The sequence below is a fragment of the Massilia pseudoviolaceinigra genome, from assembly GCF_030846505.1.
GTDB classification, from domain to species: domain Bacteria; phylum Pseudomonadota; class Gammaproteobacteria; order Burkholderiales; family Burkholderiaceae_D; genus Telluria_A; species Telluria_A violaceinigra.
This window is the reverse complement of sequence record NZ_JAVCWL010000013.1, coordinates 75,257-96,880: the sequence shown is the minus strand read 5'-3', so window position 1 is coordinate 96,880 and position 21,624 is coordinate 75,257. Positions and strand designations below refer to the sequence as shown.

Here is a 21,624-nt window from a genome sequence, read left to right as displayed (position 1 = left end):
CATGTCTTCGACCCGTCTGGTGTCCCTGCTGGGGCTTGGCTTTGGCGATTGCGGCAAGGGCCTGTTCACCGATTACCTGTGCCGGCACTGGGGCGCGCATACGGTGGTGCGTTTTAACGGCGGCGCCCAGGCCGGCCACAATGTGGTGCTGCCCGACGGCCGGCATCACACCTTCGCGCAGTTCGGCGCGGGCAGCTTCGTGCCGGGCGTGGCCACCTTGCTGGCCTACCCGGTCATCGTGCATCCGACGGCGCTGCTGGTGGAAGACGCGTACCTGCGCCGCGCCGGGGTGCATGATGCCCTTGCGCGCATCCTGATCGATGGCCGCTGCCGCGTCACCACGCCGTTTCACCAGGCGGCGGGACGCATGCGCGAACTGCAGCGGGGAGCAGCGGCGCACGGCAGCTGCGGGGTCGGCGTGGGCGAGACGGCCGGCCATGGCATCGATCATCCGGAGCACATTGTGCGGTACGCGGACCTGATGCAGCCGGCAGTGGCGCTGGCGAAGCTGGAACTGATGCGCCGCACGCTGCGCGCCGCATTCGGGCTGCGCTGCGCGGAACCGGCGAATCAGGATGCCTACGACGCCGAACTGGCGGTACTGGACGACGCAAGCATGGCCACGCGCTGGCTCGACCGCGTGGCGGAGCTGACGCGCCAGGCGCCACCGGCCGCGCATGCGCAGGTGGCGCAGCGGCTGCACCTGCCCGGATGCGTGCTGTTCGAGGGTGCGCAGGGCGTCCTGCTCGACGAATGGCGCGGTTTTCACCCGCATACGACGTGGAGCAGCATTCATCCGGCGTCGGTGCGGGCGGTGGCCACGGACGCCGGCCAGCACGCGCGCATCGAACACCTGGGCATCCTGCGTTCGTACATGACGCGCCATGGCAACGGGCCGTTGCCGACGCACGATGCGCGGCTCGATCACCTGCCCGAGCCGCATAACGCGTCCGATGGTTGGCAAGGGCGCTTCCGGCGCGGCCATCCCGACGCACTGCTGCTGCGCTACGCGCTGCAGGTGGCGGGACCGCTCGACGGCCTGCTGGTCAGCCACCTCGATGTGTTCGGGCGCGAACGCGCCCTGCGCTGGTGCACCGGCTACGAGACCGATGCGGCGGACGATGCCTTGTGTGCGCGCGACCCGGACTCGGGGCGGATCAGCGCGATCCTGCCCGGCGCCCGCCACGATCTGGCGCATCAGGAGCGGCTGGGGCACCTGCTTGCGGGCGCCACCCCGCATTACACGGGCGAGCCCGTGGCTGACGCCGGGTCGTTTGTGGCGCAGCTCGAAGCGCTGACGGGTTTGCCGGTCCTGCTGGGATCGCATGGGCCAACACACGAGACGGTCAGGCAGCTAAGCCTGTTGCCATAAACGTACGGTTTATGTTGCAAAAGTAGATTCGTTTGTTGAAATAAAGCTGGCGTCGCGCAACGCCGGGCGGCTCGACGACCTGGTGGACGAACTGAGCGCCGAGGGCGGACAGGTCAATGCCTACGGCTGCGACGCCACCGACGAACGCTCGGTCGCCGCCTTGCTCGCCACAGTCACGGTTGAACTGGGTGCGCCGCACCTGGTGGTGTACGCGGTGCAGGGATTTTGCCCGGGTACGGTGCTCGGCACGGAAGTACCGGCGTTTGAAGAGAGCTGGCGCCAGAACTGCCTGGGCGGCTTATCGTGGCGCGCGCCGCGGCCCGGATGATGGTGCCGTTAAGCCGGGGCAGCATCATCCTGACCGGTTCGACGTCGTCGCTGATCGGGCGCGAAGACCACCTCATCCTGGCCGCCGCCATGGGTGCCAGCGCCTTGCCCCCCGCCTGCGCGGGGGGGACGGGCCATCCGGTTAAACGTTGACGCCGAATGAGGATGCCAGAGGACCCAGGCCGCCATTGAAGCCCTGGCCGACCGCGCGGAATTTCCAGTCGCCGGCATGGCGGTAGACTTCGCCGAAAATCATGGCTGCTTCGGTCGAACCATCTTCGGACAAATCGAAACGCGCGATTTCGGTGTTGTCGGCTGCATTGATGCAGCGAATGAATGCATTCGATACCATCCCGAAGTTCTGCTTGCGCGAAGCGGCGTCGTGGATGGTGACGCACACCGAAATTTTTTCGATGTCGGCAGGAATACGGCTCAGTTCGACGGTGAGACTTTCGTCGTCGCCATCGCCCGCACCGGTGCGGTTGTCACCGGAGTGAGTCACGCTGCCATCGACGGACTTGAGGTTGTTATAGAAAATCATGTCGGTGTCGGCGCGGACTTTGCCGTCGGCCTTCAACAAGAACACCGAGCCGTCGAGGTCGAACTCAACACCGCTGGTGGACCGGGCATCCCAGCCCAGACCGATTACCATTTTCGTCAGGCCGGGCGCTTCCTTGCTCAGGTTGACGTTGCCGCCCTTGGTCAGACTAATTGCCATCTTAAATTCTCCTGTTTTAATGACTACACGAGCCCATATTATAGGTGCTCCGCGCGCGCGACAGAAGACGGCCTTGGAAAGGCACGGGCGGCGCCGAGCCGGGCCAGCCAGTGCCCGGCCTGCAATGACAGGACCCGTGCCGCGATGCGCGCCGCCGGTCTTACTGCGCTTTCAGGTAGTCGAGCAGGTCGAGCCGATCTTCCCTGGTCAGCGGCGGCACGGTTTTATCGCCTTTCACGGTGGCGACCATGCCGTATTCGTGGCCGGCGTTGCTGTTGCCTGGCAGCCGGGTGTCGAAAGTGAAACCGTCGTAGCCTTCGCTTCGCATTCCCACCTTGACGGGATCGAATTCGCGCGAGCCGACCTGAAATTTGACGGGCCGGCATTCGGCCTGCTTGTCCTCGGCCGGACACTGCGCCGGCAGCAGCAGGTCGTACAATGTCGGCACCGAGCCGTTGTGCAGATAGGGCGCCGTGGCCCAGATGCCGTTCAGCGCGCGCCCCTTGTAGGCACGCAAGGACGCGTAGGGGGCGATGGTGGTATCGATCGTGTAGTTGCCCTGCTTGTTTGACGCCTTGATCTCGTTGCCGAAAAAGGCTTTGGCCATGTTGCGCAGCCACTCGGCCCAGCGCTGCACGAAAGACTTGTCGGGATCGCGCGTTTCCAGCACGCTGGTGGTGGCTTTGGTGAGCAAGGCGGCGATCGGCGCCTTTTTGTCGAGCAGGATGCTGCCCACGCCCGCTCCGACGTATTGGTTGCGCAAAATGCCGGAGTAGCCCAGGTATTTGACGCTGTTGTCAGCCATGGTGGGATCGGTGCCTACTTCCTCGACCTTCGACATGTAGGCGACGATGCGCCGCTCGGGCGAGCTGCGATCGATGCTGGCGTGGCAGCTGGCGCAGTGGTTATTAAACAGGCGCTCGCCGCGCAGCACCCGCGCTGCGTCAATCGAGGCAGCGCCGAACACGCTGCGCGGCCATTGGGGGGACTGCAGCGACGCCAGACGGCTCTCGATCAGGCGCAGGTTTTCCACGTTGACGGAAGAGTCGAAGCGGATCGTGCGTTGTTTGACACCCTGGCCGGCCAGCAGCGAGGACAGCGAATAGGTGTCCGCTTCGTGCCAGTCGAGCGTGCCGAACACGCCGATCACCTCGCCGGCGTTGCGGCCCAGCGGCCCCAGGCCGGCATTGTTGCCGATCCCATTCCACTGGACCACGTCGTGCTGGGGCACGTCCCACAAGAAGGGATAGCTGACGGGCGCGTCGGCCTTGATGAACAGTTCGCGCTTGAGCCAGGCGATGTCGCGGGGCGTCCTGGCGACCCGTGCGATGACCTGGTCGCGCTGGGCCGAGCTGAGGGTGTTCCCGATCCCGGCCAGCGCCTCGGCAACCTGCTCCGGCGTGAGAATGTTGCGCAGCACGGCTTCAAGCTGGCTTCGGTTGAGCAGGTGTTGCAGGGTGCGGTTGTAGATGCGGCCGAATGCGTCCAGGCGCGCGTACCCGTAGTTGGTGGCGCTATGGTTGATGATGTTGTAGCTGACCAGGCGCTGGGTGTAGATACCGACGTCCTTGACGATGTCGCCGGCGCTGGCATATTCGCCGCGCGCCAGGACCGCCTTGACGAAGCGGTCCCGGACCGCCGCATCGTCGCGCACCGCCTGCATCGCCATGGTCAGGGATGTGAGGAAGCCGACCATATCGGCGCCGCCCGGGCCGCCGTCGATGCGCATGCCCAGTCCACGGTAATTGATCTGCGCTGTGTGGCAGGCGGCGCAGGTCAGGCCCACGTAGCTCTTGTTGAGATAGCCGTCCTTGACGAAGCCGACCGGCAGCGCGTCCGGATTGGACGCCGTGGCCCGCTGCGGCAGGTAGCGCAAGCGGTTCATGTGCTCGTTGGCCCGGAATGGGAGCGCGGCGCCCGGCTGTTCGAGCGCCATGAAGAAGTCGTAAGGCAGCAGGTTCGAGCCCTGGGTGGTGGTATAGAACCACAGGCTGTCCTGCGGCTTCCAGTTTTGTTCGAGGTAGCTCACCTTGGTGAAACTATCGCCGAACACGTCCTGGGCGACGGTGGCGGCACCCCGGCCAGGATCGGCGTCGGATGCCTGCTGATGGCGGAACAGCGACAGTGCCAGCGGCGGCACGGCAATTACCAGCAGCAGGACGAGCACGATGGCAACACGCCAGTGCTTCAATGAGCGGCGAACCATGGTCGAGTACCTCCCGCGGGGTGGGCTTGCGTACCGAAATAACTAGTCATTTCATGGTACGCCCGGCGGGTGGGCTGAACAATCCTGTCTGAACGATCAGCTCGCAGAAAATCCGGGTTTGTGCACATGAACCCACAGTGCATCGGCCAATGTTCGCCCAATTTCACCTCGGCTTACGCCGACGTTCAGCTGTGCCCGCCCTGACGCTGGCGCCGGCGCACGACCGTTCCGATCGCCAGCATGCCAGCGGTCAGCATGAGGTAAGCCGATGGTTCCGGCACCGGCGAGGTCGAGTGGAGCTTGAGGGAGGTCAGATTGGTGGTTACCTGGTACGAGTTGTTCCAGGCTGAGCTGCCTGGTGCGGTGATGTAATCCGTGAAGCTGTAGACCATCGTAGCCGAGTCGAAGCCGGCGAAGTTCAACGCCGTGGGCAGCAAAGGCACGCCGCTGGGGTCGAGCGCGCTCAGCATCTTCCCGTCCGCCTGATCGAACTGAAATGTTGTGCGTTCGGCAGTCAGCGGATTGTGTTCGGCGTTGAGGGTGTCGCTGAGAATCTGTGCATTGAAGCTGTCCGATCCGGTTCCCGGCAAGTGGTCCCAGAGGAAGATCCCCGTGTTCGCTGTTGGACCCGACGAGTAGACGTACCCAGTCTGATCGACCGAAAAACTTGCCCCGCTCTTCTGGGACGAGTCATCATAATAGGCGTGGGAGGCCCCTCCCCACAGCTGGGGCATGTCCAAGTTGATGCTGATCGTGCCTTTGAGGGTATAGCCCGGTGCCATCAGCGCCCCGTTGATCATATAGCCCGGACCCGGCTCGTGTGGTCCGTGCTCTTTCACGATACTTGCGATGGTAGCGGTAAAGTCGAACATGACCACCTCCGCCTGCGCATAGGAAGTCAGAGCGAGGCCGGCGAGCAGGCCGGCGATGTGTGATTTCATGGTTTTCCCGTGTGTTTATTGAAGGATTGCAATTTATACCACACGCAGCCACTCCCGGCGATCATTTATCGTGGCCCTGTTTGGCGGCCCGCCGCGCTGGTTGCCGATCCTGCCGATGCCCTGACCTGAGCAGCGTGCCGGCGGCGTTGTCCTCGAAGCGGCCGGCTTCTTCTATATAGCCTTGCACGGTGCCGTCGTGGCGCCAGCCGCCCTGGCGTTTGATGTCGCGGAAGTTGGCGCCGGCGCGGTGCGCGCTGGTGGCCATGCCGCGCCGCAGGCTATGGCTGGACAGGTCGGGAACGTAGTCCAGTCCAGCCAGCCGCGCGCATCGTTCGAGAATGGTGTTGACGCTGCCTTCGTGAAGTGCGGCCGCGGACACCTCGCCCCATTTGCTGATCGGGCGAAACAACGGGCCGCTGGCGATGCCGGCCGCATCGAGCCAGTTGCGCAGCGCCGTGGCCGGGCAGCAGGCGCCGTCGCCATAGGGGATCGCCTTGACGATGCCCTCCCCCATCTGGTCGGTTTTCGAGCGCGGCAGGGTGATGGTCATGCCTTCCGTTTGCATGCCGATGTGGCTCACGTCGATGGCCACGAGCTCGCTGCGGCGCAATCCTCCGAAAAATCCGATCTGCAGCAGGGCATTGTCGCGCAAGGCTTTCAGCGTTTCCAGGTTCGCGAGTTGCGCGACGATGCGTTCCAGGTCTTCCACCGGCAGGGCCTTGGCCTTCTTTTTCGGTTTGCCGTTGGTGCGCGTGATGCCGGCCAGGGTTTTGCGGACGGTGGGCGTGGACGCGGGGTCGGCAAAACCCTGGTGCACGTGCCACTGCGACAGCGCGGTGAGTCGCAGCGCGAGCGTGCGCGGATTGAGCGAGGCCGCGAACGCCAGCAGGTAGCGGATCATCATCGGCTCGTCGGCAGGCAGCGCACCGCCCCACGCCAGGAAATGCTTGATGGCCGAACGGTAAGTGCGGCGCGTGTTTTCCGAGGTGGCGGCGGCGAGGAAGGCGCGGTGCTGCGCACTCAGTTCCGCATCGAGGGGCGTAACGGCGTTACGCAGCGGCGCGGGAGCACTTAAGGGCGCTGCAGGGGCGAGAACGAATTCATCAGACATGGCGACACGCGGGAAAACGCGATTTGTAACGGGTATTACGCAGCATATCACGGCGGCATGGCGCATAACTCACGATAACAATTCTTATCGCGATTAACAAAAATGAGAAACTGATATCCATGATTGCGTAATTTAAGATAATATTACGTAACACGTAATACGTTATCTTATTCAGGAGTCCCAAAATGGCACGCGCCGGCATTCTCTATTCCCATGTTGCAGCCGCCGCTGCCGGTCTCGCTGCCGATAACAAGAACCCCACCGTGGACACCGTTCGCGAAGCTCTTGGCGGTACGGGTAGCAAAAGCACGATCGCGCCCATGCTCAAGCGGTGGAAGGAAGAACACCAGCAGGCGCCCTCGCCCGCCGCGCCCGGCGTGCCACCAAGCTTGCTGCAGGCGGTCAAGGGGGTGTATGAGTCGATCAAAACGGATTTCCAGCAGAATCTGGACGTGGAAAAGCTCGCCCACGCGGCCGGGCTTGAGCAGCTCGCCGACGAGTTGCAACAGTCGCGCACGGAACAGGCGGCGCTGGAACAGCGTGTGAAGGCGCTTGAAACCGACCTCGACAGCGCAAACACCACCATCGCGCAGGCCCACCATGCCAACCACTTGCTGACGGTCGACCTGGCCGGTGCCCGCAGCGAACAGGCCGGCCTGCAGCAGCGCCTCGCCGACCGTGCCGCGGAGGTGGCCTCGCTCAACGCCCAGCTGACGCAGGCGCGCGCCCAGTTCGACCATTACCACGAGGCCTCCGCTGCCCAGCGCGCCGAGGAACGCCAGGGCTTTGAACAGCGCGCCGCCCTGGTCGACCGGGAATTGGTGACCTTGCGCCAGCAATTGCTGCACCACAAAGGCCAGGCCGCGCAGCTAGCCGGCCAGCTATCCCAGGCCGGGGCCGAAAACGCCCGCCTGCACCAGGTTGCCGAGGCTGCGCACAGCGAGGCGGCGCGCGAACGCACCGGTTCCGAACGCGCCGCGTTCCAGGTGGCAGCTCTGTCCGCCCAGCTCGACAAGCTGCAGGCCGGGCACGATGCCATGCGGGCCGAACTAAGCGACTGCAAAATTGCCCTGGCGGTGCGGGCGCGCGAGTCGGAAATCGCCGCGTCGCGCCTTGCCAGCGCGGAAAGCGAAGCGCACACCGGGGCGCAGGAAAAACACGCGCTGATGCGGCAACTGACCGTGCTCGAAACCGAGCTGCGCCAGGAGCGGGATCTGGCCAGGCAACGTAAGGAAGAAGAGGGAAAACCGGAAAGATAACGCGTCCAGCATCGCGGCGCGCGAACGGCTCTTTAATCATTTGGCAAAATTGCAGGCATCCCATCGCGCGTCCACCGACGCGGTACAATCATCGTCCGTACGGCGGCCGGTGGCCGGTGGCATTCATTCCGAAGGAGTCCCATGTCCGATAGCAAACCGACCTTTGTGCCCAAACGGCGCCAGTTCTGCGCCGGGGGCGTCAGTCTTGCGGCACTCGGATCGCTAAGCCTGAGCGCCTGCGGCGGCGGCGTGGACGACGCCGGCAGCACGATCAGCGTCACCGAATCGAAGCGTTCCGATGCGATCCGCCCCGCCGCGCCGCGCCGCTTCGTCCACCCCGGCCTGCTGCACACCGCCGCCGACTTCGAGCGCATGCGCGCCAAAGTCGGCGCCCACGCCGAACCATGGGCCAGCGCCTGGAAAGCACTGATCGCCAACGGCCGCTCCCAGCTGAACGCCACGCCGCGTCCTCTGAAAACCGTCATCCGCGGCGGCGACGGACAAAACTTCGCGCAGATGTACATCGACATCGCCCGCGCCTACCAGCTCGCGCTGCGCTGGAAAATCTCCGGCGACGTCGCCTATGCCGAACGCGCCATCGCCTTCCTCAACGCCTGGTCGTCCACGCTCACCACCATCACCGGCAACGCCGACCGCTTCCTCGCGGCCGGCATCTACGGCTACCAGTTCGCCAACGCCGCCGAAATCATGCGCACCTATGCCGGCTGGGCGCCGGTCGATTTTGCGCGCTTCCAGCACATGATGCTCACCGTGTTCTACCCGCTCAACCACCAGTTCCTGATCCAGCACAACGGCGCCGAGATCACCAATTACTGGGCCGCCTGGGACCAGTGCACGCTGGCCTCCATCCTCGCCATCGGCGTGCTGTGCGACCGTGAAGACCTGTACAACGAGGCGTTGAGCTACTACATGACGGGGCCCGGCAATGGCGCCAGCTCCCAGGCTGTTTACCACGTCCATCCCGGACACCTCGGCCAGTGGCAGGAAAGTGGCCGCGACCAGGGCCATGCCACGCTCGGCATCGGCCTGGCCGGCGTGTTCTGCGAAATGGCGTGGAACCAGGGCGACGACATGTACGGCTACGACAACAACCGCTTCCTGGCCGGTGCCGAATATGTCGCCAAATCGAACCTGCGCGATGCCGCCGGTGCCTTCCATCCGGTGCCCTACACGCCCTACCGGAACATCAACGCATTCCAGCCAGTTCTGTCGGCCGAGTCGCAGGGAATCCGCCGTCCCGTATGGGAAATGGTGCACCAGCACTACGCCAACCGGCGCGGCCTGGTTGCCCCGTACACCGGTCTGCAGGCAGTACAAACGCGCCCCGAAGGCGATGGCGGCAACGGCGACCAGCTTGGTTTCGGTACCCTCACGTTTACCCGCGACCCCATGACCGGCAGCGTCCCGAGCGGCCTGACGGCGCGTCTGACTGCGGGAAAGGTCGTTCTCAGCTGGTGGGGCTGCGCCCATGCCAGCAGCTACACCGTCAAGCGCGCCACGGCCCTGGGCGGTCCGTACAAGGTACTGGCCAGCGGCATCAGCGACCTGCTCAGTTACACCGATGCGGCCATGCCCGCCGGCGCCTTTTACTACGTGGTGACGGCGCATATCGCCGGCAAGGAGAGCGTGCCCTCCGCCGCGGCGCGCGTCGTCACGGGACTGACGCCGCACACGCGCCTGAGAATGGACGAAGCGTCAGGCACGGTCGCGCCGGACGCCAGCGGCAATGGCCACGCCGGCACCCTGGCCAGGGGCGCCACGTGGACGACAGGCCGTACCGGCAACGCAGTCGCGTTCGACGGGGTGGCCGGCCATGCGAGCCTGCCCCACAACCTCGTTGCGGACCTGGCCGACTTCACCGTGGCTACCTGGGTGTACCTGAATGCGGCCACGCCGTGGTCGCGCGTGTTCGACTTCGGCAGCGGACCGGGACACTACATGATGCTCACGCCGCGCAACAACAAGGGCGTGGTCCGCTTCGGCATCACCACCAATTTCCCTGCCGGCGAACAAGGCATTTCCGGCAACGCGGCGCTGCCCGTGGGACAGTGGGTGCACGTGGCCGTCACCTTGTCGGGCGGTACCGGCGTCTTGTACGTCAACGGCGTCGAAGTGGGCCGCAACAGCGCCCTGGCGCTGGCGCCGTTTCGTCTCGGACCGACCAACCAGAACTGGCTCGGCCGCTCGCAATTTCCGACCGATCCCTGGTTGAACGGTAAAATCGACGACTTCCGCCTCTTCCACGGTGCTCTGAGTGCCGCCGAACTGGCCGCCCTCATGCGCACCTGACGCCAAAATGACTCCACACCACCCGCTCACCAGCGAGCACATCGACATCTGGCTGGTGTTCTACCAGACCATCACCGCCCCCGAACTGCAGGCGGCCCTGCTCGAGCTGCTCAACGACGCCGAGCGCCAGCAGCAAATCCGCTTCTACCGTCCGGACGACCGCCTGCGCTACCTGGCCACGCGCGCGCTGGTCCGCACCACCCTCTCGCGCTACGCCCCGCTGGCCCCGGCCGACTGGACCTTCATCCCCAACGAGTACGGCCGCCCCGCCATCGGCAACGCGCACGTCGAGGCCCGTTCGCTCAACTTCAACGTCTCGCACACGCGCGGCCTGATTGCGCTGGCAGTCACGCGCGACCGCGTGCTGGGCGTCGACGTCGAAAACCTCGTCACGCGCCAGGTTTCCGGGGACATCGCCGAGCACTATTTCGCCCCGGCCGAAGTGGCGGAACTGGCCACCATCCCCGAAGCACGGCACCAGGCCCGCTTCTTTGAATACTGGACCTTCAAGGAAGCCTACATCAAGGCGCGCGGCATGGGATTGTCGATTCCGCTCGACCGCTTCGGCTTCCATTTTGCGGACGAGCGCAGCGTCGTCCTCGCCGTCGACGCCGAACTGGGCGACGATGCCGCGCGCTGGCGCTTCTGGCAATTCCAGCCCACGCCCGACCACCTGCTCGCGCTGTGCGCGGAACGTCTCGACGGCGCCGTGCCGCTGGTGACCGTGCGCAGCGTGATGCCAACCGTATCCGAGACGCCTTTCGCGTGGACCCTGCTGAAACGTTCGCCGTGACCACTTCCCCCGACCCGGTTGAAGCGCTCAGAGAGCAATTCCAGTCCGAAGACGGCTTCCTGGTCGAACTGCGCTGCTTCGCCCGCTGGGACAAGGCCGCGTTCGCGCGCCTCGTCGCCGCCATGCAGCGCTATCTGGAAAGCGCCGGCCACGGCGAGCACCTGGAGCGCTGGATGGCCGAAGGCTTCTGGCTGCACGGCGACATGGTCAAGGTGCTGTCATCGCCTCCGGAATTTCGCAACGCATTAGGCAAGGAGTACCTCGACGCCGCGTACCAGCGCCTGAGCGATCTGGCCTGCTGGTTCTTCACAGGCGCGTCGATCTGGGAAGAGAACAGCTTGGCGCCGTTCGAGGCGTGAAAATCCTGTCCCCCCATTCCATGCAGACCAGCGAAAACCGATGAAAACAGCCCTGCTGCCATTTGCCCTCTTCCTCATCGCCGTCGGCACCGTCATCACCACACTAGCCGATGCTGTCGGTGCGTCCAAAGGCGTGATTGTGGCGATCTTCTACGCCATGGCCACCTTGGGCCTGTTGTCGACAGCCGTCGTGCGGGTCCTGTTCCGGCCGGGATTACCGTGGAAACCGCGTCTGATCTGGTTCGTGGGCGGCGTTGCGGTCGAATTCCTCAGTTGCCACCTCATATCCTTTGCGTTCCCGCGGGTGTTCGGCTACGAGATGATGTTGACGCCCCTGCCGTGGATCCTGGTGGTTCTGCCGGCGGGCGTCGTCGTTTACTATTTCGAGGAAAGGGCGCGCAAACGTATCCACGCGCCGGCGACTGCCGGACAATAAGCCGGCATGCTCCCGCGCCTCAGGCCGCGCCATCCCGGTCGGGAATCTCCAGCCCCTTCGCCACCGCCGGACGCGCCACGAAGCCCTCCAGCGCGCGCGTCACATGCGGGAAGTCGGCGATCCCGACCAGGTCCCCGGCCTCGTAGAACCCGATCAGGTTACGCACCCACGGGAAGATGGCGATATCGGCGATGGTGTACGTATCGCCCATGATCCACGTGCGCTTCTCCAGCCGTCCATCGAGCACGCCGAGCAAACGCTTCGATTCGGCCACATAGCGGTCGCGCGGCCGTTTGTCTTCGTAATCCTTGCCCGCGAATTTGTGGAAGAAGCCGAGCTGGCCGAACATCGGTCCGATGCCGCCCATCTGGAACATCACCCACTGGATCGTCTCGTAGCGCCCCGCGGCGTCGGGCGGCAGGAACTGGCCGCTCTTCTCGGCCAGGTAAATCAGGATCGCGCCCGACTCGAACAGCGCCAGCGGTTTGCCGTCCGGGCCATTCGGATCGATGATGGCCGGGATCTTGTTGTTCGGGTTGAGCGACATGAATTCGGGCGTCAGCTGGTCGTTGTGATCGAAGCGCACCAGGTGCGGCTCGTAGGCCAGCGCGGTTTCTTCCAGCATGATGGAGACCTTCACGCCGTTCGGCGTCGGCAGCGAATAGAGCTGGATGCGCTCGGGGTGCCGGGCCGGCCATTTTTTCGTGATTGGAAATGTCGACAGGTCGTTCATGGCAGTATCCTTTTAGAGCGTGTCAAAGTGATCTGACAACATAGCAGAAATTTCAAGTTTGCTGTTTTTGCGCCCTTCCTGCACGCCAGGCGATGGCCAGCGCCGCCGCCAGCAGCACGGCGGCGAGCGCGAACGTCCTACGCATGCCTGCCGCCACCGCGTCCGGCGGCGCCGTGGCGGCCGCCGAGCCGAACGCAAACACCGCGCCCATGAGCGATGCGCCGGTGACCAGCCCCAGATTGCGCGCCAGATTGAGCATGCCCGATACCACGCCGCGCCGGTCGGCGCCTGCATCGGCCATCAGCGCCGTATTGTTCGCCGCCTGGAACAGTGCATACCCGATCGTGATGACGACCAGCGGCCCAAGGTAGCCGGGCACGCCCAGCGACGCCGGCAGCACCGCCAATGGCACCGTCCCCACCAGCATCAGCGTCAATCCGGCGATGGTGACGCCCGGGGTGCCGGCACGGTCCACGATGCGTCCCGCCGGCATGCCGCAGAGCGCCGATACCAGCGGCCCCGCCGACAACACCATGCCGACAGCGGCCGGCGCCAGGGCGAGTGCGCGCGCCAGATAGAACGGCCCCACTATCAGGGTTGCCATCATCACCGTCGACACCAGCGTGGTGGTGCCAAGGCGCGCACCGAGGAGCCGGTCGCGCAACAGCGCCAGCGGAATCAGCGGCGAGGTGGCCCTCGATTCGGCCAGCATGAACAGGCCCGCCCCCACCGCTGCGGCGAACAGCAGGCCCAGATTGACGGCCCCGAACCTGCCGCCGCCGGCCGTCAGGGCCAGCGCGTACGCACCAAGCGTCAGCGCCAGCAGGAACGTGCCCGCATGGTCAAACACCGCCGGCCGCCGGACGTCACCGGGCAGCGCGCGATACGCCAGCAGCAAGGTCACCATCCCCAGCGGCACATTGATGAAGAACAGCGCGCGCCAGCCGGATGCTGCGATCAGCAAGCCGCCGAGCGACGGCCCGAGCGCGGTACCGATGGCGGACATCGTTCCCAGCAGCCCCATCACGCTTCCGGTGCCATCTTTTGGCGCGGCTTCGGTGGCGAAGCTCATGGTCAGCGCCATCATCACGGCCGCGCCCAGTCCCTGCAGCGCGCGTGCGGCGATCAGCCAGGGCAGCGCCGTCGCCATGCCGCACAGGGCCGATGCCGCTGTAAACAGGCCGATACCGGCCAGCAGCAGCCGGCGCCGGCCCGCCAGGTCGCCGAGCCGTCCGGCGCCGACAATGACCGTGGTAATCGCCAGCAGGTAGGCCAGCACCACCCACTGCACCTGTGCGAACGTGGCGCCGAACGCCTGCGCGAGCGTCGGCAAGCCCACGTTGGCGATGCTGGTGCCCAGCGACGAGAGCAGCATCGACAGCGACAGCGCGGCCAGCGTCAAGCCCCGCTGTGCAGGCGGCTGCGGCCTCACTGAAGCAGCCACACCGCTTCCGTTGCCGGAAAACGGCCCTTGAAGCCGCCGGCCACGTCGGCCCTGGCCAGCAAGGTCAACGCATATGCGTGGCCGTAGCGCTGCCGGACTTCGTCATCGCCGATGGAAAACGGCGGCCCGTCCATCAGGGACTGGTCGTACTGGTAGCAAATGAGCAGTTGGGGCGCCCGCCCTGCCAGTTGCGTCAGATGGGGGGCGTAACGTGCGCGCATCGCTTGCGGCAGCGCCACGAAAGCCGCGCGGTCGTACACCGCGTCCACCGGGCCGAGCGTCTCGCCATCCAGGCAAAACATGTCGCCGACAAAAATATCGATGTTCCGCGCGCGGTAGTGAAGCAGTTCTCCCGCCTGATGCACCTCCGGCGTCAGGCCCAGGTCGGCAAACAGCTGGTCGACCGCGATCCGGCTCAATTCGGCGCCGGCTACACGAAAGCCTGCGGACAGCAGCCAGTGCAAATCGAGCGACTTGCCGCACAAAGGCACGAACACCCGGCTGCCCTGGGCCAGATCCAGCCGGCCGAGATACGCCACCATGAGCGGATTGGCCGCCCGCTCATGAAACCCGATCTCGTTGATTGCCCACTTGCGATGCCAAAACTCCCTGTCCATATCTGTCCTTTGTCTGATCATGCCGAGCGTCGGCACCCGAACTCAGTCTAGCGGTCCGAGCAACACGGCGGAAGACGCATGGATTGCACTATATCGTTGCGTCTGACGCCGCTCCGGCCGGATACAAATAGCTATAATCTATCGCACCGATATTAATAATTGCGTATACATATCACCTTGATTTCCTTATTGTTTAAACACTTTTACAAAAAAAGGAATCAAAATGATTAACAATGTCCAGCTGCGCGCCTCCGGAGAACGTCGCGCGGCACGCTCGGCGGTGGCATTCGCCATTGCCGCACTGTTCTCGCCCTTCACCTCGGCGGCGCCACAGCTCACGCGCGACAACGGCGCCCCGGTAGGCGACAACCAGAACTCGCAAACGGCCGGCAGAACGGGCCCACCCTTCTGCAGGACGTTCACCTGCTGCAAAAACTGCAGCGTTTCGACCGCGAAAAAATTCCCGATCGTATCGTGCACGCGCGCGGCACCGGCGCCCACGGCGTCTTCGTCGCCAGCGGCGATGTGTCGGGGTTGACCCGGGCCAAGGTGTTTGCGAAAGGCACCGAAACACCGGTATTCGTGCGCTTCTCGACGGTGATCCACGGCAGCCATTCGCCCGAAACCCTGCGCGATCCGCGCGGTTTTGCCACCAAGTTCTACACCAGCGAAGGCAACTGGGATCTGGTCGGCAATAATCTACCGATCTTCTTCATCCGCGATGCCGTCAAGTTCCCGGACATGGTCCATTCTCTCAAGCCTGCGCCCGAGACCAATGTCCAAGACCCGAACCGTTTCTTCGACTTCTTCTCGCACCAGCCGGAATCGACCCACATGCTGACCCAGGTGTACTCCGATCTCGGAACGCCGAAAGGCTACCGCTTCATGGACGGCAACAGCGTGCATGCATATAAATTTGTCAATGCCGCCGGCACGGTCAACTACGTCAAATTTCACTGGAAATCGCTGCAGGGCATCCAGAGCCTGACCGGCCCCGAAGCATCGGCCGTGCAGGGCAAGGATTTCAACCACGCCAGCAACGACCTGATCAACGCCATCAAGCGCAAGGAATTTCCGCGCTGGGAACTGTACGTGCAGGTGCTCAAACCGTCCGAGCTGGGCAGGTTCGACTTCGACGCGCTCGACGCCACCAAAATCTGGACTGGCGTGCCGGAAACCAAGCTCGGCACGATGACCCTGAACCGCAACCCGGCCAACATCTTCCAGGAAACCGAGCAGAGCGCCTTTGCACCCTCGAACCTGGTGCCCGGCATCGAACCGTCCGAAGACAAGCTGCTGCAAGGCCGCGTGTTTTCCTACGCCGACACCCAGATGTACCGCCTCGGCCCGAATGCCCTGCAATTGCCGATCAACCAGCCGCGCGTGGCGGCAGTCAATCACCATCAGGATGGCGCGATGAATGCCGGCAAGCGCACCGGCAATATCAACTACGAACCGAGCCGCCAGTCCCCGCTGGCGGTCAACGCCGACTTCAAGCCGAGCCAGCTTCCCCTCTCGGGCAGCACGGTGCAGCAGCGCATCACCAAGACGCTGAACTTCCGCCAGGCGGGCGAGTTCTACCGCTCCTTGCCTGCGCAGCAGCAGAAAAACCTGGTCGCCAACCTGGCCGGCGATCTTGGCCAGGTCAAGGATGAGGAAGTGCGCTACACGATGCTGTCGCACTTCTACAAGGCCGATGCCGCCTACGGAACCGCGCTCGCCGCCGCGCTGGGCTACAAGGTCGCGCAGGTTGCCTCGCGCGCCGCGTCCCTGGCCGACTGATGAGAAAGCGGCCGCCTGCGGGCGGCCGCTCGGGAGACTGCCATGAAATACCTGATCACAATTGCCGCGCTCGCCATGGCGCCACTGGCGCACGCGGCCCCACCCGACCCGGCGCGCCTGGCCGAACAGCTCAAAGGCTATTACTTCGACGCGGCCCGGCGTGGCGATGTCGCGATGCTCAAGGAATTCACCGGCGCGGCCTACGACCTGAACATGCGCGACGAGAAAGGGTACACGGGACTGATCCTGGCCGCCTACCATGGCCACGGCGCGGCGGTGGACCTGCTCATTGGCGCCGGCGCCGACCCGTGCGCGGGCGACAAGCGTGGCAACACGGCGCTGATGGGAGCGATTTTCAAAGGCGAGCTGCGCATTGCGCGCCGCCTGGCCGATACCGCGTGCCAGCCGAACCAGCGCAATCATGCCGGGCAGACGGCGGCAATGTATGCGGCCTTGTTTCAGCGCAGCGAGATCCTGCAAGCGCTGGTCGAGCGCGGTGCGGATATGAAAGCGGCCGATGGCGCTGGCAACACCCCCGCCAGCCTGGCACGCGGCGAATTCCGTCAGGCGCAGCGCCAACCCTGACAACGGGCGGAGCCGGCGGCGACGTCGGCGCCCGGCAGTGACAAAATCGAGTTTGGCCGCCGCATTGACATGGCGCGCTACGCACACGGTTGCGCCGTATCGATGCATCTGACGCCACGCCAGTCGTAAATTGCGTTATCGTAAGCGCATGTCCCTGCCCGACCTGAACCTGCTCATTACCCTTGACGTATTGCTTGCCGAAGGCAGCGTCGCCCGTGCGGCGCGCCGTTTGCACCTCAGTCCCTCGGCCATGAGCCGCGCGCTGGCCCGTTTGCGCGACGCCACGGGCGACCCTTTGCTGGTGCGGGCCGGGCGCGGCCTCGTGCCCACGCCGCGCGCCATCGCACTGCGCGAACAGGTCAGCCAGCTGGTGCACGACAGTGTCGCAGTGCTGCGCCCCGTCGACAAGCTCGATCTGGCCCAGCTCGCACGCACCTTCACGATCCGCACGCGCGAAGGCTTTGTCGAAAATTTCGGCGCGGAACTCATCACGCGACTGCGCGCCGATGCGCCCGGCGTGCGCCTGCGTTTTCTGCCCAAGCCGGACAAGGACAGCGCCGGTTTGCGCGATGGCAGTATCGACCTCGAAACGGGCGTCATCGGCAAGTCCACCGGCCCGGAAGTGCGTACCCAGGCCCTGTTCCGCGACCGTTTCGTCGGCGTGGTGCGCGCCGGCCATGCGTTGGCCGAAGGCGATATCACGCCGGCGCGCTATGCGGCGGGCGAGCACATCGGCATAGCGCGCGAGGGGATGGAAAAAGGCCCTGTCGACGACGCCTTGTTGCCGCTGGCTCTGGAACGCACCATCGTCACCACGGCTGCCGGCTTTTCCCAGGCGCTGGCGTTGGCATGGGGAAGCGACCTGGTCGCCACTGTCCCGGAACGGCACACCGGCCGGCTGCGCAGCGGCATGCACAGCTTCGCCCTGCCCTTCCCCGTGCCCGAATTCACCGTCTCGATGCTCTGGCACCCCCGGCTCGACGCCGATCCCGCCCACCGCTGGCTGCGCACTCATGTGCGGGCGGTCTGCGGCGTGCAGCGCTGACTGCGGGCGAGCACCCCTATCCTGTTCCTGCATCCGCCAGCGAAGCGCGATGCCGCACCGGCCTGCTTTTCTCAGACGGACGCTCCCTGCCGTAAATGAGCCGGTTGTGCCGGGCGTGTGCGTGTTCTTTTGGAATATGGCACAGCCGGACCCGATGCATGTTCCATGGCAGATTACTTCTGTGGTGATCGTCCCATTCCTCGTCGTGCGCATTCTGCCTGCGCCGGGCCGCGACCCGGGCTAGATTTCTGGTCTTGGGCGCTGCGCTCGGCGAACAAAAAACCCGCCGGCGCATCGCGCGGGCGGGCTGCTGTCCGCTGAACGGCGGCTGCTTAACGCAGGTTCAGCGCCTCGGCCAGCGACCACTTGAGCGGCGTTCCGCTGGCATCGGTGATGGTGGTCAGGTCGCCGATGATACGGCCTTGCATGGTGTCCGGCAGGCGCACGAAGTTGGCATTGCCGACAATCGCGTCCCCGTTCGCGAAACCCCAGGCGAAGAACTTCAGGGCGGCAATCGTCTTTTCAGGATTGTTGGTCGCTTGCGGCGCAACGATGAAGGTGCCCGACGTGATCGGCCAGGTGGCCGGACCGACGCGGTCGGTCAGCATTTCTTCATACTTGGCCTGGGCAACCCATGGGCTGTTCAGCAGCGCGGCCGTAAACCCATCCGCGCCTGGCGCAACAACCTTGCCGTCGCGGTTTTTCAGACGCGTGTAGGTCAGCTTGTCCTGCATCACGTATTGATAATCCACGTAGGCAATCGCACCCGGGGTCTGCTTGAGCGCATTGACCGCACCGTTGCTGCCGTTCACCTGAGTGACGCCATTCGCCCACGCGACCGTGAAGTTGCGGCCGTAAGCCTGCTTCCACGCCGGGCTGACCTTGCTCAGATAGTCGCTGAAGTTGTAGGTGCTACCCGAACCGTCCTGGCGCGCGATCACGGCGATGGCCAGGTCCGGCAATGCCACGCCAGGATTGGCGGCGGTCAGTTTAGGATCGTTCCATTTGGTGATCTTGCGCGAGAAAATGTCGGCCAGCAGTTCGCCGGTCAGTTGCACTTCGCCCCGCTTGAGGCCGGGAAGATTAACTACCGGTACCACGCCCGAGACCGCGCTCGGGAAGCAGATCAGTTTGCCTGCCTTGAGATCAGCCTGGGACGGTGCGATGTCGGTGGCGCCAAATTCAACCGTTTTGGCCTTGGCTTGCTTGAGACCTTCGCTCGAACCGGTCGGTTGATAAGTGAGCTTGACGTTCTGCGACTTGCCGTAGACGTCGGCGAGTTTGACGTACAGCGGCTGCGCCGCGGACGAGCCGGCACCGCTGATATCGATGGCGTGGGCCGCGAATGCGGAGAGAAGCAGTGTCAGGGTGACAGTAGTTTTAACAGCAGAGAACATAAATCCCAGGGGTCTTAAAGTAATCGGAACCGCGCCGGCTGCAGGGCAGCCAGGAAACGAACAACCGACGATGATAGCAGGACTACAACATTGCGGCAATGCGTGTAAATACGTAGTTTGGGCTTAAATGTGGAGAATTTCTTCTATTTGCTGTCAACTTATGGTTGTTGCATATTATTGATTCTTTATGCATGGGCATCGCTCGGGCTTCAGCGAAATGAGCGTGCTACTGTTACAATCGCGCCATGCGTCGCCTGTTGATTATTCTCTTGCTGTTTGTTTTCCCGCTCCAGGTGAGCTGGGCGGCGGCGAGCGCCTATTGCGGGCACGAACCTGCCCCAACCGTCGCGCATCCGGGCCACCATCAGCATGCGCCGGACAACCACGCCGACCCGGACGACTCGCCATTCGGTTTCGACATTGATTGTGGCGACTGCCATTTCACCAGTGTTGGAATCACCGGCACCCCAAGCGATGGCAATGTGCCGCCACCCACCTCGTACGCCGATGCAGCCGACGCGGCTTGCCTGGGGACGCTGCGGCCGGCCCGCCCCGAACGTCCCAAATGGCAACGCGCCGCCTGATCCGGCTGCCGCTGTCGCTTTCCTGATATCCGCTTACCGCGGATAATCACTGCCTTAACCACACGCACACCGCTAGCGCGCCTGGCCGGATTCCCTTGTCTTATTAACCAGGAGAATTCGATGTACAAACTCGTCTTGCCGCTGGCTATTGCCGCGGCGTGGCCCTGCCATACGCAGGCCCAGAACATGACTGCGCCCGCATTGTCCGGGGCGTCAGCAGTTACCCAACCGAGCCCAGGCTCGTCATTGAGCTCCGGCATGCTCAATCCGGCACGTGACCCCGCCGAGCGCCGTCGTGGCGCGGGTACGACGGAGCAACCGTCGCCGGATCTGTCGGACGACGTCGGCATTCCACCGCCACCAGCGAACGCCGGGCGGGCGTCTGCCGGCACCGCGAACGCGGCCGCTCCATTGTCCCTCGCCGCTCCGTTGTCCCTCGCCGCACCTCTATCGCTGGCTGGCGCGCTGTCGCGCGTCCTGCAAGCGAACAACGACCTGCGCGTGGGCGTCCTGGAAATCGACGCTCAGTCCGGGGCCGTCATGCAGGCCGGCGTCGCCCCCAATCCCGAACTGGCCACCCTGGTCGAAGATGCGCGCGAATCGACCCGGACCACGACGGTCCAGCTGAACGTGCCAATCGAACTCGGCGGCAAACGCACGGCGCGCGTCAACGCCGCCCAGCTCGGGCAGGACGCAGCCGGCGCCGACCTGGCCGTCAAGCGCAACGCCGTGCTTGCCTCCACCCGCGCCGCCTTCCACGACCTGCTCGCCGCCCAGCAGCGGCAGCACATCGCCGGCGAATCGCTCACCCTCGCCAACGGCGCGCTCGCTGTCGCGGCCAAGCGCGTCCTGGCCGGCAAGAACTCGCCGGTCGATGAAACACGCGCCCGCATTGCGGCCTCCAGCGTCAAGGTCGACCTTGCCCAGGCAGCCGGCGAACTGGCCGGCGCAAAAAACCGCCTTGCCGCGCTATGGGGCGGGACCGGGCGCGACATCGGCCGTGCCGAGGGCCACCTCGACCGGCTGCCGGCGCAACCTTCCCTGCCCCATCTCATGGAGCAACTGAGGGCCGCGCCGGCGTTGCGGCTTGCACAAACCGAACTGGCGCGCCGCCAGGCTCTGTCGCAGGTGGAACGTTCCGGCCGCGTGCCGGACCTTACCCTCAGCATCGGCGCCAAGCGCGACCAGCAAGCGGGCCGCAATCAGGCTGTTTTTGGCCTGGCCATTCCCCTGCCGCTGTTCGACCGCAACCGGGGCAAGCTGCACGAAGCGCTGCAACGCAGCGAAAAAGCCCGCGCCGAACTCGACGGCGCCCGCGCGCGCCTGACCAACGAGCTGGCACAGGCCCACGAAGCGTTGAGCGTCGCCCGTGAACAGGCCCAACTGCTGAACGACGACATCCTGCCCGGTGCGCAAAGCGCTTACGAGGCCGCCCGCACCGGTTTCGAGTACGGCAAGTTCAATTTCATCGATGTGATCGACGCCCAGCGCACCTTGCTGCAAGCCCGCACCCAGCACCTGCGCGCCCTGGCGGACGCCCACCGCGCCGCCGCCGACATCGACAGCATCCTCGGCGCCCCAGGCGCCACCCAGACAGTGGAGTAA

At 64.8% G+C, this 21,624-nt stretch carries 19 protein-coding genes and 1 pseudogene; 12 read left to right on the top strand and 8 right to left on the bottom strand.

Going from position 1 to position 21,624, the window contains the following annotated elements:
* Position 1 precedes the first annotated feature (1 nt).
* Positions 2-1,372: an adenylosuccinate synthetase gene (locus RBA40_RS14515; protein ID WP_306648526.1), complete on the top strand. Its 1,371-nt coding sequence runs from the start codon at positions 2-4 to the stop codon at positions 1,370-1,372.
* Between the two features lie 82 nt (positions 1,373-1,454).
* On the top strand, positions 1,455-1,700 hold the full coding sequence (locus tag RBA40_RS14510; RefSeq protein WP_306648525.1) for a Rossmann-fold NAD(P)-binding domain-containing protein: 246 nt from the start codon (positions 1,455-1,457) through the stop codon (positions 1,698-1,700).
* Between the two features lie 141 nt (positions 1,701-1,841).
* Here the strand turns inward: RBA40_RS14510 and RBA40_RS14505 are convergent, their stop codons facing one another.
* The 4 genes from RBA40_RS14505 to RBA40_RS14490 form a co-directional block, all read right to left on the bottom strand.
* A complete protein-coding gene (locus RBA40_RS14505; protein ID WP_306648524.1) occupies positions 1,842-2,417 on the bottom strand; it encodes a TerD family protein in 576 nt (191 codons plus the stop codon).
* A 160-nt stretch (positions 2,418-2,577) separates the two neighbouring features.
* A complete protein-coding gene (locus tag RBA40_RS14500; protein WP_306648523.1) occupies positions 2,578-4,623 on the bottom strand; it encodes a di-heme-cytochrome C peroxidase in 2,046 nt (681 codons plus the stop codon).
* Positions 4,624-4,808: 185 nt separating this feature from the next.
* Positions 4,809-5,564, bottom strand: coding sequence for a PEP-CTERM sorting domain-containing protein (locus RBA40_RS14495; protein ID WP_306648522.1), 756 nt, complete (start codon positions 5,562-5,564; stop codon positions 4,809-4,811).
* A gap of 61 nt (positions 5,565-5,625) precedes the next feature.
* Entirely contained in the window at positions 5,626-6,675 is a 1,050-nt protein-coding gene (locus RBA40_RS14490; RefSeq protein ID WP_306648521.1) for a site-specific integrase, read from the bottom strand.
* Positions 6,676-6,860: 185 nt separating this feature from the next.
* Here RBA40_RS14490 and RBA40_RS14485 point away from each other — a divergent pair, with 185 nt between their 5' ends.
* From RBA40_RS14485 to RBA40_RS14465, 5 genes are all read left to right on the top strand, one after another.
* Complete coding sequence (locus tag RBA40_RS14485; RefSeq protein ID WP_306648520.1) at positions 6,861-7,934, top strand: DNA-binding protein; 1,074 nt, start codon at positions 6,861-6,863, stop codon at positions 7,932-7,934.
* A 141-nt stretch (positions 7,935-8,075) separates the two neighbouring features.
* On the top strand, positions 8,076-10,244 hold the full coding sequence (locus RBA40_RS14480; protein ID WP_306648519.1) for a LamG-like jellyroll fold domain-containing protein: 2,169 nt from the start codon (positions 8,076-8,078) through the stop codon (positions 10,242-10,244).
* Between the two features lie 7 nt (positions 10,245-10,251).
* Positions 10,252-11,037 (top strand): 4'-phosphopantetheinyl transferase family protein, encoded by a 786-nt coding sequence (locus tag RBA40_RS14475; protein WP_306648518.1) that lies wholly within the window; start codon positions 10,252-10,254, stop codon positions 11,035-11,037.
* The gene (locus RBA40_RS14470; RefSeq protein WP_306648517.1) at positions 11,034-11,396 is read left to right on the top strand and encodes a hypothetical protein; all 363 of its coding nucleotides are present in this window, start codon (positions 11,034-11,036) and stop codon (positions 11,394-11,396) included. Before RBA40_RS14475 ends, RBA40_RS14470 begins: the two co-directional genes overlap by 4 nt.
* Positions 11,397-11,436: 40 nt before the next feature.
* Positions 11,437-11,832 (top strand): hypothetical protein, encoded by a 396-nt coding sequence (locus tag RBA40_RS14465; protein WP_306648516.1) that lies wholly within the window; start codon positions 11,437-11,439, stop codon positions 11,830-11,832.
* Between the two features lie 19 nt (positions 11,833-11,851).
* Here RBA40_RS14465 and RBA40_RS14460 read toward each other — a convergent pair whose 3' ends face one another.
* Genes RBA40_RS14460 through tmpT form a run of 3 tightly spaced genes read right to left on the bottom strand, consistent with a single transcriptional unit; the run spans position 11,852 to position 14,626 of the window.
* Positions 11,852-12,565 (bottom strand): glutathione binding-like protein, encoded by a 714-nt coding sequence (locus tag RBA40_RS14460; RefSeq protein WP_306648515.1) that lies wholly within the window; start codon positions 12,563-12,565, stop codon positions 11,852-11,854.
* A gap of 52 nt (positions 12,566-12,617) precedes the next feature.
* A complete protein-coding gene (locus RBA40_RS14455) occupies positions 12,618-14,009 on the bottom strand; it encodes an MFS transporter (protein ID WP_374710497.1) in 1,392 nt (463 codons plus the stop codon).
* A complete protein-coding gene (tmpT, locus tag RBA40_RS14450) occupies positions 13,994-14,626 on the bottom strand; it encodes a thiopurine S-methyltransferase (RefSeq protein ID WP_306648514.1) in 633 nt (210 codons plus the stop codon). Before tmpT ends, RBA40_RS14455 begins: the two co-directional genes overlap by 16 nt.
* Before the next feature lie 223 nt (positions 14,627-14,849).
* On the opposite strand from tmpT, the pseudogene RBA40_RS14445 reads away from it, so the two are divergent.
* The 3 genes and pseudogenes from RBA40_RS14445 (at position 14,850) to RBA40_RS14435 (ending at position 18,038) form a co-directional block, all read left to right on the top strand.
* Positions 14,850-16,408, top strand: a pseudogene (locus tag RBA40_RS14445) (catalase).
* Positions 16,409-16,450: 42 nt separating this feature from the next.
* Entirely contained in the window at positions 16,451-16,993 is a 543-nt protein-coding gene (locus tag RBA40_RS14440) for an ankyrin repeat domain-containing protein (RefSeq protein WP_306648513.1), read from the top strand.
* 148 nt (positions 16,994-17,141) lie between these two features.
* Positions 17,142-18,038: a LysR family transcriptional regulator gene (locus RBA40_RS14435; protein WP_306648512.1), complete on the top strand. Its 897-nt coding sequence runs from the start codon at positions 17,142-17,144 to the stop codon at positions 18,036-18,038.
* Positions 18,039-18,370: 332 nt separating this feature from the next.
* On the opposite strand, the gene pstS is transcribed toward RBA40_RS14435, so the two are convergent.
* The gene (pstS, locus tag RBA40_RS14430) at positions 18,371-19,435 is read right to left on the bottom strand and encodes a phosphate ABC transporter substrate-binding protein PstS (RefSeq protein WP_306648511.1); all 1,065 of its coding nucleotides are present in this window, start codon (positions 19,433-19,435) and stop codon (positions 18,371-18,373) included.
* 245 nt (positions 19,436-19,680) lie between these two features.
* On the opposite strand from pstS, the gene RBA40_RS14425 reads away from it, so the two are divergent.
* Together RBA40_RS14425 and RBA40_RS14420 are read left to right on the top strand one after the other, a co-directional pair.
* Complete coding sequence (locus RBA40_RS14425; protein WP_306648510.1) at positions 19,681-20,019, top strand: cobalt-zinc-cadmium resistance protein; 339 nt, start codon at positions 19,681-19,683, stop codon at positions 20,017-20,019.
* A gap of 120 nt (positions 20,020-20,139) precedes the next feature.
* Complete coding sequence (locus RBA40_RS14420; RefSeq protein WP_306648509.1) at positions 20,140-21,624, top strand: TolC family protein; 1,485 nt, start codon at positions 20,140-20,142, stop codon at positions 21,622-21,624.

Bases quoted from the DNA above. Each gene is read 5' to 3' on its own strand.
- tmpT (WP_306648514.1), bottom strand. From the start codon at position 14,626: ATGGACAGGGAGTTTTGGCATCGCAAGTGGGCAATCAACGAGATCGGG.
- RBA40_RS14490 (WP_306648521.1), bottom strand. From the start codon at position 6,675: ATGTCTGATGAATTCGTTCTCGCCCCTGCAGCGCCCTTAAGTGCTCCC.
- RBA40_RS14500 (WP_306648523.1), bottom strand. From the start codon at position 4,623: ATGGTTCGCCGCTCATTGAAGCACTGGCGTGTTGCCATCGTGCTCGTC.
- RBA40_RS14495 (WP_306648522.1), bottom strand. From the start codon at position 5,564: ATGAAATCACACATCGCCGGCCTGCTCGCCGGCCTCGCTCTGACTTCC.
- RBA40_RS14485 (WP_306648520.1), top strand. From the start codon at position 6,861: ATGGCACGCGCCGGCATTCTCTATTCCCATGTTGCAGCCGCCGCTGCC.
- RBA40_RS14435 (WP_306648512.1), top strand. From the start codon at position 17,142: ATGTCCCTGCCCGACCTGAACCTGCTCATTACCCTTGACGTATTGCTT.
- RBA40_RS14440 (WP_306648513.1), top strand. From the start codon at position 16,451: ATGAAATACCTGATCACAATTGCCGCGCTCGCCATGGCGCCACTGGCG.
- RBA40_RS14460 (WP_306648515.1), bottom strand. From the start codon at position 12,565: ATGAACGACCTGTCGACATTTCCAATCACGAAAAAATGGCCGGCCCGG.
- RBA40_RS14475 (WP_306648518.1), top strand. From the start codon at position 10,252: ATGACTCCACACCACCCGCTCACCAGCGAGCACATCGACATCTGGCTG.
- RBA40_RS14420 (WP_306648509.1), top strand. From the start codon at position 20,140: ATGTACAAACTCGTCTTGCCGCTGGCTATTGCCGCGGCGTGGCCCTGC.
- RBA40_RS14515 (WP_306648526.1), top strand. From the start codon at position 2: ATGTCTTCGACCCGTCTGGTGTCCCTGCTGGGGCTTGGCTTTGGCGAT.
- RBA40_RS14480 (WP_306648519.1), top strand. From the start codon at position 8,076: ATGTCCGATAGCAAACCGACCTTTGTGCCCAAACGGCGCCAGTTCTGC.
- RBA40_RS14425 (WP_306648510.1), top strand. From the start codon at position 19,681: ATGCGTCGCCTGTTGATTATTCTCTTGCTGTTTGTTTTCCCGCTCCAG.
- RBA40_RS14465 (WP_306648516.1), top strand. From the start codon at position 11,437: ATGAAAACAGCCCTGCTGCCATTTGCCCTCTTCCTCATCGCCGTCGGC.
- pstS (WP_306648511.1), bottom strand. From the start codon at position 19,435: ATGTTCTCTGCTGTTAAAACTACTGTCACCCTGACACTGCTTCTCTCC.
- RBA40_RS14505 (WP_306648524.1), bottom strand. From the start codon at position 2,417: ATGGCAATTAGTCTGACCAAGGGCGGCAACGTCAACCTGAGCAAGGAA.